The organism is Streptomyces mangrovi, assembly GCF_900114215.1.
Classification (GTDB): domain Bacteria; phylum Actinomycetota; class Actinomycetes; order Streptomycetales; family Streptomycetaceae; genus Streptomyces; species Streptomyces barkulensis.
Map to the genome: position 1 here is coordinate 39,916 of NZ_FOSG01000029.1, position 13,870 is coordinate 53,785.

General features: G+C 73.1%; 17 protein-coding genes. 10 read left to right on the top strand and 7 right to left on the bottom strand.

Translation table 11 applies throughout. The annotated features are described in order from the left end of the window. Positions 1 to 6: 6 nt before the first annotated feature. From BM237_RS26720 to BM237_RS26745, 6 genes are read left to right on the top strand one after another with little or no spacing between them, the layout of a single operon-like run. Complete coding sequence (locus BM237_RS26720; protein ID WP_093852311.1) at positions 7 to 1,062, top strand: glucose-1-phosphate thymidylyltransferase; 1,056 nt, start codon at positions 7 to 9, stop codon at positions 1,060 to 1,062. After that, positions 1,059 to 2,069 carry a dTDP-glucose 4,6-dehydratase gene (rfbB, locus tag BM237_RS26725; protein WP_093852312.1) on the top strand — a complete coding sequence of 337 codons (1,011 nt, stop codon included), beginning with the start codon at positions 1,059 to 1,061 and terminating at the stop codon, positions 2,067 to 2,069. Before BM237_RS26720 ends, rfbB begins: the two co-directional genes overlap by 4 nt. 7 nt (positions 2,070 to 2,076) lie before the next feature. Continuing rightward, positions 2,077 to 3,381 carry a lipopolysaccharide biosynthesis protein RfbH gene (gene rfbH, locus BM237_RS26730; RefSeq protein WP_093852313.1) on the top strand — a complete coding sequence of 435 codons (1,305 nt, stop codon included), beginning with the start codon at positions 2,077 to 2,079 and terminating at the stop codon, positions 3,379 to 3,381. Beyond that, entirely contained in the window at positions 3,378 to 4,790 is a 1,413-nt protein-coding gene (locus tag BM237_RS26735; RefSeq protein WP_245794067.1) for an NDP-hexose 2,3-dehydratase family protein, read from the top strand. The genes rfbH and BM237_RS26735 overlap by 4 nt, the downstream gene beginning before the upstream one ends. Continuing rightward, positions 4,787 to 5,812, top strand: a complete 1,026-nt coding sequence (locus BM237_RS26740) for a Gfo/Idh/MocA family protein (protein ID WP_093852314.1) — start codon at positions 4,787 to 4,789, stop codon at positions 5,810 to 5,812. The genes BM237_RS26735 and BM237_RS26740 overlap by 4 nt, the downstream gene beginning before the upstream one ends. Continuing rightward, complete coding sequence (locus tag BM237_RS26745) at positions 5,809 to 6,399, top strand: DsbA family oxidoreductase (protein ID WP_093852315.1); 591 nt, start codon at positions 5,809 to 5,811, stop codon at positions 6,397 to 6,399. The genes BM237_RS26740 and BM237_RS26745 overlap by 4 nt, the downstream gene beginning before the upstream one ends. Before the next feature lie 71 nt (positions 6,400 to 6,470). Here the strand turns inward: BM237_RS26745 and soxR are convergent, their stop codons facing one another. Then, the gene (gene soxR, locus BM237_RS26750) at positions 6,471 to 6,926 is read right to left on the bottom strand and encodes a redox-sensitive transcriptional activator SoxR (protein ID WP_093852316.1); all 456 of its coding nucleotides are present in this window, start codon (positions 6,924 to 6,926) and stop codon (positions 6,471 to 6,473) included. 84 nt (positions 6,927 to 7,010) lie between these two features. Between soxR and BM237_RS26755 the strand changes: the two genes are divergently transcribed. The 3 genes from BM237_RS26755 (at position 7,011) to BM237_RS26765 (ending at position 9,280) form a co-directional block, all read left to right on the top strand. Continuing rightward, positions 7,011 to 7,604: an NADPH-dependent FMN reductase gene (locus BM237_RS26755; protein ID WP_093852317.1), complete on the top strand. Its 594-nt coding sequence runs from the start codon at positions 7,011 to 7,013 to the stop codon at positions 7,602 to 7,604. Positions 7,605 to 7,774: 170 nt separating this feature from the next. After that, positions 7,775 to 8,095: a VOC family protein gene (locus tag BM237_RS26760; RefSeq protein WP_093852318.1), complete on the top strand. Its 321-nt coding sequence runs from the start codon at positions 7,775 to 7,777 to the stop codon at positions 8,093 to 8,095. A 147-nt stretch (positions 8,096 to 8,242) separates the two neighbouring features. Then, positions 8,243 to 9,280 (top strand): LLM class flavin-dependent oxidoreductase, encoded by a 1,038-nt coding sequence (locus BM237_RS26765; RefSeq protein ID WP_093852319.1) that lies wholly within the window; start codon positions 8,243 to 8,245, stop codon positions 9,278 to 9,280. Between the two features lie 62 nt (positions 9,281 to 9,342). On the opposite strand, the gene BM237_RS26770 is transcribed toward BM237_RS26765, so the two are convergent. Continuing rightward, a complete protein-coding gene (locus BM237_RS26770) occupies positions 9,343 to 9,681 on the bottom strand; it encodes a VOC family protein (protein ID WP_093852320.1) in 339 nt (112 codons plus the stop codon). A 178-nt stretch (positions 9,682 to 9,859) separates the two neighbouring features. On the opposite strand from BM237_RS26770, the gene BM237_RS26775 reads away from it, so the two are divergent. Continuing rightward, on the top strand, positions 9,860 to 10,498 hold the full coding sequence (locus tag BM237_RS26775) for a TetR/AcrR family transcriptional regulator (protein ID WP_093852321.1): 639 nt from the start codon (positions 9,860 to 9,862) through the stop codon (positions 10,496 to 10,498). Positions 10,499 to 10,557: 59 nt separating this feature from the next. Here BM237_RS26775 and BM237_RS26780 read toward each other — a convergent pair whose 3' ends face one another. The 5 genes from BM237_RS26780 to BM237_RS26800 all read right to left on the bottom strand — a co-directional run. After that, positions 10,558 to 10,809, bottom strand: coding sequence for a hypothetical protein (locus BM237_RS26780; protein WP_093852322.1), 252 nt, complete (start codon positions 10,807 to 10,809; stop codon positions 10,558 to 10,560). Next, positions 10,742 to 11,785, bottom strand: coding sequence for an alpha/beta hydrolase (locus BM237_RS26785; protein ID WP_093852323.1), 1,044 nt, complete (start codon positions 11,783 to 11,785; stop codon positions 10,742 to 10,744). Before BM237_RS26785 ends, BM237_RS26780 begins: the two co-directional genes overlap by 68 nt. A 115-nt stretch (positions 11,786 to 11,900) precedes the next feature. Next, entirely contained in the window at positions 11,901 to 12,581 is a 681-nt protein-coding gene (locus BM237_RS26790; protein WP_093852324.1) for a nuclear transport factor 2 family protein, read from the bottom strand. Then, entirely contained in the window at positions 12,578 to 12,865 is a 288-nt protein-coding gene (locus tag BM237_RS26795; RefSeq protein ID WP_093852325.1) for an acyl-CoA carboxylase epsilon subunit, read from the bottom strand. Before BM237_RS26795 ends, BM237_RS26790 begins: the two co-directional genes overlap by 4 nt. A gap of 11 nt (positions 12,866 to 12,876) precedes the next feature. Beyond that, a partial coding sequence (locus BM237_RS26800; RefSeq protein ID WP_281253978.1) for an acyl-CoA carboxylase subunit beta occupies positions 12,877 to 13,870 on the bottom strand: 994 nt, incomplete at its 5' end.

Here is a 13,870-nt window from a genome sequence, read left to right on the forward strand (position 1 = left end):
ACTGCCATGAAGGCCCTGGTGCTGTCGGGCGGGTCGGGCACCCGTCTGCGCCCGTTCAGCTACTCCATGCCCAAACAGCTCATACCGATAGCGAACAAGCCGGTCCTGGCGCACGTCCTGGACAACATCCGCGCGCTGGGCGTCACCGAGGTCGGCGTCGTCGTCGGCGACCGGGCCGCCCAGATCTCCGAGGTGATCGGCGACGGCTCGTCCATGGGGGTGCGCGTCACCTACATCCCGCAGGAGAGGCCGCTGGGGCTGGCGCACTGCGTGGCGCTGGCCAGACCCTTCCTCGGCGACGAGGACTTCGTGATGTACCTGGGCGACAACATGCTGCCCGAGGGGATCGTCCCGATCGCCGAGGAGTTCACCGCGCGGCGGCCCGACGCGCAGGTGGTGGTGCACAAGGTGGCCGACCCGCGGGCGTTCGGGGTGGCCGAGCTGGACGCCGACGGCCGGGTCGAGCGCCTGGTCGAGAAGCCGTCCCGGCCGCGCAGCGACCTGGCGCTGATCGGGGTGTACTTCTTCACCCCGGCCATCCACCGCGCGGTCGCCGCGATCGAGCCCAGCGCGCGCGGCGAGCTGGAGATCACCGACGCCATCCAGCTGCTCGTGGCCGAGGGCCGCGACGTGCGGGGAAGCGTGTACGGCGGCTACTGGAAGGACACCGGACGCGTCGAGGACGTGCTGGAGTGCAACCGCCGCCTGCTGGAGACGCTGCGGCCGTACGCCGCCGGCGAGGTGGACGCGCACAGCGAGGTCACCGGCCCGGTGGTGATCGAGGCCGGCGCCCGGATCGTGCGGTCCCGGATCACGGGCCCGGCGATCGTCGGCGCGGGCTCGGTCGTGGAGGGCAGCGACCTCGGCCCCGGCACGTCCATCGGCCGGGACTGCGTGCTGCGCAACACCCGGCTGACCGACTCGATCGTGCTCGACGGCGCGTCGATCGCCGATCTGCCCGGGCTGCACGGCTCGCTCATCGGCCGCAACGCCAGTGTGGGCGCCTCGGCGCGGCACCGGCTCGTCATCGGGGACCACACCCGGATCGAGGTGGCGGCATGAGGATCCTGGTCACCGGCGGAGCGGGCTTCATCGGCTCGCACTACGTGCGCACACTCCTCGACGGCGGCTACGCCGGGTACGAGGAGGCCCGGGTCACCGTTGTGGACAAACTGACCTACGCCGGGCGGCGGGACAACCTGCCCGCCCACCATCCGCGGCTGGAGTTCGTACGGGGCGACGTGTGCGACCCGGTGCTGCTGCGGGAGCTGCTGCCCGGCCACGACGCGGTGGTGCACTTCGCCGCCGAGTCCCACGTCGACCGGTCGCTGGAGTCGGCCGCCGAGTTCGTGCGCACCAACGTGGGCGGCACCCAGAACCTGCTGCACGCCTGTCTGGAGGCGGGCGTGCAGCGGGTGGTGCACGTCTCCACCGACGAGGTCTACGGCTCCATCGAGCGGGGGTCGTGGACGGAGGAGTGGCCGCTGGCCCCCAACTCGCCCTACGCGGCGTCCAAGGCCGGCTCCGACCTGGTCGCGCGCGCCTACTGGCGCACCCACGGGCTGGACCTGTCCATCACCCGCTGCTCGAACAACTACGGGCCGTACCAGCACCCGGAGAAGCTCATCCCGCTGTTCGTGACGAACCTGCTGGAGGGCGAGCCCCTGCCGCTCTACGGGGACGGGCGCAACGTGCGGGAGTGGCTGCACGTGGACGACCACTGCCGCGCCGTCCAGCTCGTCCTCACCCGGGGGCGCGCCGGCGAGGTCTACAACGTCGGCGGCGGCAACGAGCAGACCAACCGCTCCGTCACCGAGCGGCTGCTGCGGCTGTGCGACGCCGACTGGTCCATGGTCCGCCACGTCGCCGACCGCAAGGGCCACGATCTGCGCTACTCGCTGGACGAGACCAAGATCCGCGAGGAGCTGGGCTACGCGCCGCGGATCGACTTCGAAAGGGGGCTGGCGGAGACCGTCGAGTGGTACCGCTCCAACCCCGGCTGGTGGAAGGCCGCCAAGCACGGCGGCGACGAGCGCTCCACGGGGCACGCCTTGACGAGGGAGAAGTGAGCCGAACATGAGTGAGCACAGGGCTCTGGTCCTGGACGAGACCCGCAAGTACCACCTGGAGGTCCAGGGCGACCGCGGCTTCGTGCCCGGTGTCACCGAGATATGGCCCTCGGGAGCGGTGCTGGACGCCGACGACCGGGCGGCGCTGGTGGAGGCCGCGCTGGACATGAGCATCGCCGCGGGACGGCGGTGCCGCACGTTCGAGTCCCGCTTCGCCCGGCTGCTGGGACGGCGCAAGGCCCATCTGACGAACTCGGGCTCGTCGGCCAACCTGCTGGCCCTGACCGCCCTGACCTCCCATGTTCTGGGGGACCGCCGGCTGAAGCCCGGCGACGAGGTGGTCACGGTGGCGGCGGGCTTCCCGACGACGGTGAACCCGATCGTGCAGAACGGCCTGATCCCGGTCTTCGTCGACGTGGAGATGGGGATCTACAACACCACCGCCGAGCGCGTCGCCCGGGCCATCGGTCCCAGGACCAGGGCGATCATGATCGCACACGCCCTCGGCAACCCCTTCGAGGTCGCCGAGATCGCCGAACTGGCGCGTGAGCACGACCTGTTCTTCGTCGAGGACAACTGCGACGCGGTGGGCTCGACCTACGACGGCAGGCTGACCGGCACCTTCGGCGACCTCTCCACGGTGAGCTTCTACCCCGCCCACCACCTGACGATGGGCGAGGGCGGCATCGTGCTGACCTCGGACCTGAAGGTGGCCCGCGTCGTGGAGTCGCTGCGCGACTGGGGCCGGGACTGCTGGTGCGAGCCGGGGAAGAACAACACCTGCTTCAAGCGGTTCGAGTACCAGATGGGCAAGCTCCCCAAGGGCTACGACCACAAGTACATCTTCTCCCACGTCGGCTACAACCTGAAGGCGACCGACCTCCAGGCCGCCCTGGGCCTGACCCAGCTCGACAAGCTCGACGGCTTCATCGAGGCGCGGCGGCGCAACTGGCGGCGGCTGCGCGAGGGGCTGGACGGGGTCCCGCACCTGCTGCTGCCCGAGGCCACGCCCCGCAGCGAGCCGAGCTGGTTCGGGTTCGTGATCACCGTCGACCCCCGGGCCCCGTTCAGCCGGGCCGCGCTGGTGGACTTCCTGGAGGGCCGGAAGATCGGCACCCGCAGGCTGTTCGCGGGCAACCTGACCCGCCAGCCGGCGTACGTCGACCGCCCGCACCGGGTCGTGGGCGACCTGACCAACAGCGACCTGATCACCGAGCAGACCTTCTGGATCGGCGTCTACCCGGGACTGACCGACGAGATGATCGACTACGTCGTCTCCTCGGTGAAGGAGTTCGTGGGGAGGCACCGGTGACGACCACGGTCCCGCTGCGGCCGCGGGAGGACACCGCGCTGCCCGCGCGCCTGGCCCGCTCCGCCGCCGAGCGCGGCGCCGGGGCCCAGATGCGCACCGACGAGTTCGCCGGCTGGCTCGCCCGGCGGGCCGAGGCGCACCGCTTCTCCGTCGAGCGCATCCCCTTCGACCGGCTGCGGGGCTGGTCCTTCGAGGAGGGGACCGGGAACCTGGTCCACGACAGCGGTCGGTTCTTCACCGTCGAGGGGCTGCACGCCGAGGTGGACGAGGGGCCGGTGCGCCAGTGGCGCCAGCCCATCATCAAGCAGCCCGAGGTGGGCATCCTGGGCATCGTCGCCAAGGAGTTCGACGGCGTCCTGCACTTCCTGATGCAGGCGAAGATGGAGCCGGGCAACAGGAACCTGCTCCAGCTCTCCCCGACCGTGCAGGCGACCCGCTCCAACTACACCGGGGTGCACCGGGGTTCGCCGGTCAAGTACATCGACCACTTCGTCTCGCCGGGCCGCGGGCGGGTGCTCGCCGACGTGCTCCAGTCCGAGCACGGCTCCTGGTTCTTCCGCAAGTCCAACCGGAACATGCTGGTGGAGGCCGCCGGCGACGTACCGGTGGACCCGGACTTCTGCTGGCTGACCCTGGGGCAGATCGGCGAGCTGCTGCGCCGGGACAACGTGGTCAACATGGACGCCCGCACCGTCCTGGCCTGCGCCCCGGCCGGGCGCGACGGGCGGGGGGCGCTGCACTCGGACACCGAGCTGCTGTCCTGGTTCACCGCCGAGCGGTCCCGGCACGAGGTGCGGGCCGAGCGCGTCCCGCTGGACCGGGTGGACGGCTGGCGGCGGGACGAGTGGGCGATCCGCCACGAGGCCGGGCGGTACTTCGAGGTGGTGGCCGTCTCCGTGGAGGCCGGGAACCGAGAGGTCACCGGTTGGACCCAGCCGCTGTTCGAGCCGGTCGGGCTGGGGGTGACCGCGTTCCTCACCCGCAGGATCGGTGGCGTGCCGCACGTGCTGGTCCACGCGCGCGTCGAGGGCGGCTTCCTGGACACCGTCGAGCTCGGCCCGACCGTCCAGTACACGCCGGACAACTACGCGCACCTCGCCGGGGCCGACCGGCCGGCCTTCCTGGACCGGGTGCTGCGGGCCCGGCCGGAGAGCGTCCTGTACGAGGCGGTCCACTCCGAGGAGGGCGGCCGGTTCCTCAACGCCGAGTCCCGCTACCTGGTGGTCTCGGACGATGACGGTGACGAGGGCGGAGCCGTGACCGGGGCCGGGGACGGCACGGCGCCGCCGCCCGGCTACCGCTGGGTCAGCGTCGACCAGCTCAACGCCCTGGTGCGGCACGGCCACTACGTCAACGTCCAGGCGCGCACGCTGCTCGCCTGCTTCAACACGGGGGCGGTGGAGCTGTGACGGAACCGGTCCGGATCGGTGTGCTGGGCTGCGCGGACATCGCCCGGCGCCGGATGCTCCCCGCCATGGCGGCCTCCCCCCACGTCCGGCCGGCCGCCGTCGCGGCCCGGGACCCCCGGCGCGCCGAGGAGACCGCGCGGCCCTACGGCTGCCGGGCGACGGGGTACCCGGAGCTGCTGGCCGACCCGGAGATCGACGCCGTGTACGTGCCGCTCCCGGCCGCGCTGCACGCCCGCTGGGTCGAGGCCGCGCTGCGGGCGGGCAAGCACGTACTGGCGGAGAAGCCGCTGACCACCGGGCGGGACCGCACGGCCGCGCTCCTCTCCCTGGCCCGTGCCCGGGGGCTGGCGCTGATGGAGAACGTCATGTTCGTCCACCACGGCCAGCACCGGGCGGTCGGCGAGCTGGTCCGCGGCGGAGCCATCGGCGAACTGCGTTCCTTCCGAGCCGAGTTCACGGTGCCGGCCCGTCCCGAGGGCGACATCCGCCACAGCCCGGAGCTGGGCGGCGGCGCGCTGTGGGACACCGCCGTCTACCCCGTGCGGGCCGCGCTGCACTTCCTCGGCCACGAGCTGTCGGTGCTCGGCGCGCACCTGGAGACGCATCCGCGCCACGGTGTGGACGTCTCCGGCGCCGCGCTGCTGCGCACGCCCGGCGGGGTCACCGCGCAGCTGCTGTTCGGCCTGGACCACGGCTACCGCTCCTGCTACGAACTGGTCGGCTCGCGCGGCCGTATCCGTGTCGACCGGGCCTTCACCCCCGGCCCCGACCAGGCTCCCGCCGTGCTCGTGGAGCGGGGCACGGAGCGCGAGGAGCCGCGGCTGCCGCCCGAGGACCAGGTCGCCCGCACCCTTGACGCCTTCGCCGCCGCGGTGCGCGCGGGCGAGGTGGTGGCCGGGCCGGAGTGCCTGCGGGAGGCCGAACTGCTGGAGGCCGTCCGGGCGGCCGGAAGTGGCGTGAACCAACCGGTGGTGTCGGCCCCTTTGAAGATGATGGCAGCCAACAGAGAGGTGGACCGATGAAGATCACCATGGTTCTCGACGTCGTCTGCGCCCACTCCTACATCGCGTACACCCGGCTGGCCCGGGTGCTGCGGCGGCACCGTGAGGGCGGCGGCACGGCGGAGCTGGAGTTCCGGCCCTTCCAGCTCGCCCCCGACGCCCCCGACGAGCCCGAGCCGCTGCTCGACGCCCTGCGGGAGGCGTTCGGACCGGGCGCGCTGGAGAGCGCGCGGCGGATCGCCCAGGCCGCCGCGCGGGAGGGCCTGGACCTGCGCTACGAGCGGGCCGTGGGAGCCAACACCTTCCACTCGCACCGGCTGATCGCCCAGGCGGCGGCCCAGGGGCGGGCGGAGGAGATGGTCGAGCGGCTGTTCAGGGCCCACTTCACCGACGGGCTGTACCTCGGCGACCCCGAGGTCCTCGCCCGGCTGGCCGAGGAGGCCGGGGTGACCGTGTCCGAAGGGGGTGAGGCCGAACTGCGGCGGGAGCTGGAGAGCGTGCGCGCGCTGGGCGTGCGCGCGGTCCCGGTCTTCGAGTTCGAGGGCGGGCCCACCCTGACGGGGGAGCAGTCCGAGGAGGCCTTCGCCGCGGCGCTCCGGGCGGCCTGAGCGACCGGGCCCGCACAACCCGCGCCCGCGCGCCCGGGCCCGCGCCTTCCGGGGCGCGGGCCCGGACCCGTTCAGTGGTTGAGGCGCCGCCGGGGCCCCGGCCCCTCCTCACCGGCGATGTCCATCGGGTTGACCAGGCCGCAGCGTTCCATGGACAGGCAGCCGCACCCTATGCAGTCGTCGAGGTCGTCGCGGATCTCCTCCAGCTGGAGGATCCGCTCGTTGAGGTCCTTGCGCCAGCACTCCGACACCCGCGCCCAGTCCTCGCGGTCGGGCGTGCGGTTCTGCGGGAGTATCCCGAGCACCTCGCGGATGCGCTCCAGCGGGATCCCGACCCGCTGGGACGCCCGGATGAACGCGACGCGGCGCAGGGTGTCCCTGCTGAAGCGGCGCTGGTTCCCGGTGGTGCGGCGGCTGTGGATGAGGCCGTTGCGCTCGTAGAAGCGCAGCGCCGAGCCGGACACGCCGCTGCGCGCGGACAGCTCACCGACGGTCAGTTCCTGCGTCTTCCAGGAGAGGGACGTCATACACACCAGACTGACTTGACTTCACCTTAGGTTCAAGTTGGAACGTTGGGTCATCGCGAGAGCCAACCGACCGAGGAGACCGTGATGACCGACATGCCGCTGCGCCTCGCCGTGATCATCGGCAGCGTCCGCCGGGGCCGTTTCGGGCCGACGGTGGCGAACTGGTTCGCCGAGGAGGCCCGCGCCCACGGCCGGTACGAGGTGGACGTGATCGACCTCGCCGACGTGCCGCTCCCCCTGGTGATGCCCGGCTGGGGCGAGGAGACCGACCCGGCCGCCGCCCCCCACGAGCAGGAGCTGTCGCGGCGCCTGGCCGCCGCCGACGCCTTCGTGGTGGTCACCCCCGAGTACAACCACAGCTTCCCCGCGTCGCTGAAGAACGCGATCGACTGGTTCCGCGAGGAGTGGCAGGCCAAGCCGGCCGGTCTGATCTCCTACGGCGGGCAGGCCGGCGGCGTCCGGGCCGCCGAGCAGCTCCGCCAGGTGTTCGCCGAGATGCACACGGTCACCGTCCGGGACGCCCTGAGCTTCCACAACGCCTGGGACGTCTTCGGGGAGGACGGCCTGCCCAAGGACCAGGAGGCGGCCGCCTCCGCGGCCAAGCGGATGCTGGAGCAGCTCGACTGGTGGGGCACCACCCTCCGGAGCGGCCGCGCCGAGCGCCCCTACGAGGGGTGATCCGGGCGGGCGGCCCGTGCGGCGCCCGCCCGGTGTCCGCCCGGCATCCGTCCGGCATCCGTCCGGTACCTGCGAAGATTTGACGCCGCCCGGACGAAGAATTCAGATTCCGCCCCCTACCGTATTCGCGACGGGGAATTCCACTTCCACTTCCCACAAGGGAGTCCACCATGTACGCGAACAATTCCCTGACGGTCATCTACTGCCGTGACCTCAAGGCCATGACGGAGTTCTACAGGGACCGCGTCGGCATGAAGACCCTCGCCGAGAAGGAGGGCGAGCAGGTGCTGGTCACCGAGGCCGGGACCCGCCTCATCCTCCAGCAGGCGGAGAAGCCCGCCGTCACCTACGCCTTCACCCACACCGACATCGAGGCGGCGCACGCGGCGCTGGGCGACCTGGGACCCGGTGAGATCACCAGGCACCCGGACGGCTACGAGTTCCACATGAAGGACCCCGAGGGCAACGTGGTGGAGTTCACCAGCAACTGAATCTCCGCGGGGGCGCCGGGGAGCCGCGGAGAACGGCCCCGGCGCCCCCGCGGGCACAGAAGACACCCAGGACCGGTGGTCCTGGGTGTCTTCGTTTTCGTTTTTCCCGCTTTTCTCGCTCTTCCGAAATCCTGAGACGGAGTCGGCATGAAGATCGGCCTGCTTTTCGACATGCGCAACCCCGTGCGGTGGGAACGTCCGTGGGCGGACCACTACGCGCGCACCCTGGAGTTCTGCGAGGAGGCCGACCGGCGCGGCATAGGCGGTCTGTGGTTCACCGAGCACCACCGCTTCGAGGACGGCTACCTGCCGCAGCCCCTGACCATGGCCGCCGCGGCCGCCGCCCGTACCCGGCACGCCCGGATCGGCACCTCGGTCGTCCTGCCCGCGCTGCGCGAACCCGCCCATCTGGCGGAGGAGGCGGCGCTGGTCGACCTCATCAGCGGGGGCCGGCTGGAGCTCGGCGTCGGCGCCGGCTACCGGAAGCCGGAGTTCCAGCTCTTCGGCGTCCCCTACGAGCGCCGCGTCTCCCGCGCCGGGCAGGCCGTCGGGGAGGTGCGCCGGCTGTGGGAGGAGCGCGCCGTCACCCCGGGACCGCTGCAGAGTCCGGTGCCGGTGTGGGGCGGCTTCTACGGTCCCAGGGGAGCCCGGATGGCCGGGCGCGCGGGGATGGGGTACCTGAACCTGTCCCGGCCCATGTTCGAGCACTACCGTGCGGGGCTGGCCGAGGGCGGTCACGACGTGAACGCCGCCCGTGCGGGCGGCGTACTGTTCCTCACCCTGGCCGACGACCCCGAGGCGGTGTGGCCGCGCCTGGTGCCGCACGTCGTCCACCAGCGCAACAGCTACCGGCTGGGCTGGGCGGAGGGCCGCGACGAGCCGGAGCCGGAACTGCTCGACCCCGACCGGGACGGGGACGAGCTGCGGGAGCTGCACCGGGTGCTCACGCCGGAGCAGGCGGCGCGGCACATCCAGGACCTCGCCCGGGGGCTCCCGGTGGAGCACGTCATCCTCTTCGCGAGCATCGCCGGGATGCCGGACGACCTCGTGGTCCGGCACATGGAGCTGTGCGCCGAGGAGCTGCCCGCGCTGCTCGGCTCCGGCCGGGACGCGGCCGCCCCGGACGTTCCGGTGGTGCCGGACGTTCCGGTGGTGCCGGACGTGGAGCTGGCGCTCACCGACTGAGGCACGCCGGGCCGCCGTCCGCTCCGGGGAGGAGAGAGCGTACGGCGGCCCGGCGCGGCCGGTCAGGCGTCGACGAAGATGACGTTGTTGCCCTCCGGGTCGCGGACCTCGAAGCGCCGGCCCGTCTTGTGCGGGACGATGCCGGTGGCCCCGAGGTCCGCCAGCGCCTCCCGCGCCGCGGGGATGTCCACCTCGGTGAAGGCGATGCTGATGGGCCGGTCCCCCTCGGCGGGCCGGTCCCCCCTGGCCAGGATCAGCTCGCCTCCGTGACCGGTGTCGAGGACCACGGCCGTGCCGGGGTACTCCTCGCGCACGGCCAGACCGAGCCGGTCGCGGTAGAACGCGACCATGGCGTCCAGGTCCGCGCAGAAGATCTTGGTGACCGTCAGTTTGCCGAACATGCCGTGGTTCCTTTCCACGCCCCCATCCGGTTCAGAGCACGGCGACTCGCCATGATGGACGGGGCACGGCGGAACAGCGGGGGACTCGTTCCTCCGCCGCCCCGTCCACAGAAAGTAAACTACACCGTGCATAGCAAAATGTGAACCGGCCATCGGCCATCAGCGAGAGGAGCCGGCCATGCCGTCGGACACGGTCACCCGTACCGGACGCCCGGCCAAGAGAGCCGCCATCGACGCCGCGGCGCGCACCGTCTTCGGCCGTGAGGGCTACACCGGCGCCAGCGTCGACGCCATCGCGGCTGAGGCCGGGGTGTCCAAGCGCACCATCTACAACCACCACCAGGACAAGGAGCGGCTCTTCCTCGCCGTGCTGGGGGAGAGCACCCGCGCGGTGGCCGAGTACCAGCGGGCGCTCGTCGACCGCCACCTCACCGACCCCGACGACGTCCGTGCCGCGCTCGAGGGCCTGGGACACGACCTCACCACGCCCCGGGAGGGCTTCGGGGAGCACTTCGCCCTCGTCCGCATCATCTTCACCGAGGCCTCCCGGCTGCCGGACGAGGTCCTCGCCGACTGGCGCTCGCAGGGGCCGCAGTACACCCGGGCCCGGCTCGGCGAGCACTTCGCCGCGTGGACGGCCGCCGGCCGGATCCACGCGTCCGACCCCGGGCTCGCCGCGACCCACTTCGTCCAGCTCGTCACCATGGAGGTGTACGAGCGGTCCTTCCACGGCGCCCGCCCCCTGCCCCGGCAGGAGGCGGAGGCGCTCATCTCCTCCGGCGTGGAGACGTTCCTCCGTCTCTACGGCGGGCGGTGAGGGCGGGCGGCGCGGCGGGCGGTGCGGCGGCGGGCGGCGACGGCGGCGGGACCGGCCGCTCAGTCGAGGCCGCGGAAGACATGGGGGTCGGGATGCTCCCCCTCCTCCCCCGCCAGCAGCGCGGGCCGCTGCGCCTCGGCCTCCCGGCAGCCGCACCCCTCCCGGGCCCGGACGCCGGCCGCCGTGCGGTCCGGCCCGCCCGCGTCCGCGTCCGCGTCCGCGAGACCGCCGCGGCGGGCCGTCTCACCGCGTGAGCCGGGCGGCCGGAGCCTCTGCGCGGTCCGGCCCGCCTCCTCGACGCTCAGGGACATCTCGTTCCTCCTCTCCTGGGGACGGACTCTTCTCCGTACCGGATCCCGTGCCGGGTCCCGTGCCGCGGGCGGTCGCGGGCCGGGGCCGGCCGGCGGGGGCGGCGTCCCGGGCGAGGAGGCACTCCTCCAGGAAGCCCAGGACCCGCAGGTGGTAGGTGCGGGCCGCCCAGCCGAGGCCGATGTTGTGCCCCGCGTCGGGCTGGAAGTCGACGCGCACCCTCGGGGCGGCGGTCAGCGGGGCCCTGAGCGCGGCCAGAGCCTCCTCGTCACAGCGCCACCACTGCTCCTGCTCGGCGAAGGTGAAGCGGACGGGCACCGTGACGCGTGACGCGATCCGCGGGTACATCCGCGGCCACAGCGGCCCCTCCCGGGCCTCCAGCGCGGGCACCGGTCTGACCAGCCCGCCGCCCAGGCGGAACGCGTCCGGCGGGTACAGCCGCAGCGCTCCCCAGTGGCGGCGCCAGTCGCCGTGCCCGCCGGGGCCGGGGATCCGGTGCGGTTCGACGGCGAGGCGGCAGCCGAGGCCCGAGACGTCCAGGCCGATCGGCCCGTCACCGCCGGCGGCGCGGGCCGCCAGCGCCAGCGCCAGTTTGCCGCCGTTGGAGTGGGCGACCACGAAGAAGCCCGCGCCGGTGTCGTGGGCGGCCGCGTACCCGGCCAGCGCGGTGTGCACGGTCTCCGCCTGGTCCGCCACACGCTGCCCCTCGGGCAGGTGGGGGGCGGACAGGCCGTAGCCGGGGCGGTCCACCGCCAGCACCGTGTACCCCAGCCGGGCGCCCAGTTCCAGCAGCGAGAGCCCGGGGCGGGCCCGGCTGTCGAAGTAGCCGGCGCTCATCCCGCCCCCGTGGAAGGCGACCAGCACGGCCCTGGGCGGTCGCTCCGCCGGTTCGGCGACCAGGGCCGACAGCGGGACGCCCGCGGCGTCGAGAACGGTCTCGCGGACATCCGGAACACCGGTGTCCGGTGAATCGGGCATGTGATCAGTCCTCCTCGGAGCACGCGGAAGCGACGGCCCCGGTCCGGCGCCCCGCTCCGGCACCACCGGAAGGGGGCGCCGGAGCGGGGTGCCCGGCCGGGTGCCGGGACGGTTGTCAGGACGGGGTGTAGTGGGTACCCCGCCACACCAGCGGGGTACCGTTCGGGCCGGGTCCCGACGCCCAGGTCAGGTCGTACTCCCACTCCGCGAGGCGCCATCCCCGCTCCGTGCGCACCGCCAGCCCGCCGCAGGGTCCGCCGATGCCGAAGAACGGCCCCGTCGGCTTGTCCCCGTGCACATGCGTCGCGGTCATGTGGAGCCGCACCCGGGCCCGGTCGCCGTCGAGCCGGACCGCGTAGTTGGACGCGGTGTGCAGGGTCCGGTCGAACCTCGCCTTGGCCCGGTGGTGGAAACCGGCCACGCCCTCCAGGCCCCGGTGGCTCCCGACGGGGAAGCGCAGCCGCACGTCGTCGGTGAAGACCGTGGCGGGCCAGGACTCGTCGAACCCGTCCTCGTCCTGGGTGTCCAGGAGCGTGACGTAGCGGTCGATCAGCGCCTGGATCTCCATCCGGTCCCCGAGCTCGCGGACCCGGCGCCGCAGCGCCTCCACCTCGGCCCACAGCTCCCCCGGTTCGGCCGTGCACCGGTGACCGGGGCACCGGTGGTCCGTGCACCGGTGCCCCGGGCCGCCGGGGGCCCGCAGGGCCCCGCCCGGTCCGACGGCCGGGACCGGCAGCCGGGCCGCGGCCGCCGCCGCCGCGACGGCGCGGACGACCCCGAGGCCGCGTCTCCTCATCGGCGGCCTCCCGCGGCCGGGACGGCGCGGTGCGTCTCGTCCCTCCAGCTGCGCGGAGCGCGGTGGCCCGTGACGCGCTCCGGACGCCGCCAGCGCGCCCGGTGGCGGCGCTCCTCCTCCCCCTCCGCCGGCTCCGCGCCGGAGGCGTGGGAGGTGTGGGAGGCGCGGGCCATGAGGGCGACGACCAGCGCGGCCAGTTCGTCGTCCGTCGGCGCCCCCCTCTCGACCCGCACGAGGACCCGCGGTCCGGTGTCCGGCGGGGGAGGCTCGGCATGCGCGGTCACGGGGTTCCTCCTCACTGCGGCGGGTTGCCGTGCTTGCGCGACGGCAGGTCGGCGTGCTTGGAGCGCAGCATCTCCAGGGAGCGCACCAGGACCGAACGGGTCTCGCGGGGGTCGATGACGTCGTCGACCAGGCCGCGTTCGGCCGCGTAGTAGGGGTGCATCAGCTCGGCCCTGTACTCCTTGATGCGCTGCCGGCGCACCGCCTCCGGGTCGTCGGCCTCGTTGATCTCGCGCCGGAAGACGACGTTCGCCGCGCCCTCGGCGCCCATCACCGCGATCTCGTTGGTCGGCCAGGCCAGGGCGAGGTCCGCGCCGATCGAGCGCGAGTCCATGACGATGTACGCGCCGCCGTAGGCCTTGCGCAGCACCAGCGAGATCCGCGGCACGGTGGCGTTGCAGTACGCGTACAGCAGCTTGGCGCCGTGCCGGATGATCCCGTCGTGCTCCTGGTCCACGCCGGGCAGGAAGCCGGGCACGTCGACGAGGGTGACCAGCGGGATGTTGAAGGCGTCGCAGAACTGCACGAACCGCGCGCCCTTCTCGGAGGCCTCGATGTCCAGCACCCCCGCCATGGCGGAGGGCTGGTTGGCGACCACGCCCACCACATGCCCGTCCAGCCGGGCCAGCGCGCAGACGATGTTGGGGGCCCACGCCGGGTGCACCTCGAAGTAGTCGCCGTCGTCGGTGATCTCCTCGATCACCGCCCGCACGTCGTAGGCGCGGCCCGGCTCGGTCGGCACCAGGTCGAGCAGGGCCTCGGTGAGCCGGTCGGCCGGGTCGTCGGAGGGCTCGACGGGGGCGAGTTCGCGGTTGTTGGCCGGCAGCAGCGACAGCAGGTGGCGCACGTCCTCCAGACAGCTCTCCTCGTCGTCGTAGGCGAAGTGCGCCACTCCGGAGGTGGCGGCGTGGACGTCGGCGCCGCCCAGCCCGTTGTGGGTGATCTCCTCGCCGGTGACCGCCTTGACCACGTCGGGGCCGGTGATGAACATCTGCGAGGTGTCGCGG

Coding starts and splice junctions, on each gene's coding strand:
- BM237_RS26720 (WP_093852311.1), top strand. CDS start 7: ATGAAGGCCCTGGTGCTGTCGGGCGGGTCGGGCACCCGTCTGCGCCCG.
- rfbB (WP_093852312.1), top strand. CDS start 1,059: ATGAGGATCCTGGTCACCGGCGGAGCGGGCTTCATCGGCTCGCACTAC.
- rfbH (WP_093852313.1), top strand. CDS start 2,077: ATGAGTGAGCACAGGGCTCTGGTCCTGGACGAGACCCGCAAGTACCAC.
- BM237_RS26745 (WP_093852315.1), top strand. CDS start 5,809: ATGAAGATCACCATGGTTCTCGACGTCGTCTGCGCCCACTCCTACATC.
- soxR (WP_093852316.1), bottom strand. CDS start 6,926: ATGACGTCCCTCTCCTGGAAGACGCAGGAACTGACCGTCGGTGAGCTG.
- BM237_RS26755 (WP_093852317.1), top strand. CDS start 7,011: ATGACCGACATGCCGCTGCGCCTCGCCGTGATCATCGGCAGCGTCCGC.
- BM237_RS26760 (WP_093852318.1), top strand. CDS start 7,775: ATGTACGCGAACAATTCCCTGACGGTCATCTACTGCCGTGACCTCAAG.
- BM237_RS26765 (WP_093852319.1), top strand. CDS start 8,243: ATGAAGATCGGCCTGCTTTTCGACATGCGCAACCCCGTGCGGTGGGAA.
- BM237_RS26770 (WP_093852320.1), bottom strand. CDS start 9,681: ATGTTCGGCAAACTGACGGTCACCAAGATCTTCTGCGCGGACCTGGAC.
- BM237_RS26775 (WP_093852321.1), top strand. CDS start 9,860: ATGCCGTCGGACACGGTCACCCGTACCGGACGCCCGGCCAAGAGAGCC.
- BM237_RS26780 (WP_093852322.1), bottom strand. CDS start 10,809: ATGTCCCTGAGCGTCGAGGAGGCGGGCCGGACCGCGCAGAGGCTCCGG.
- BM237_RS26785 (WP_093852323.1), bottom strand. CDS start 11,785: ATGCCCGATTCACCGGACACCGGTGTTCCGGATGTCCGCGAGACCGTT.
- BM237_RS26790 (WP_093852324.1), bottom strand. CDS start 12,581: ATGAGGAGACGCGGCCTCGGGGTCGTCCGCGCCGTCGCGGCGGCGGCG.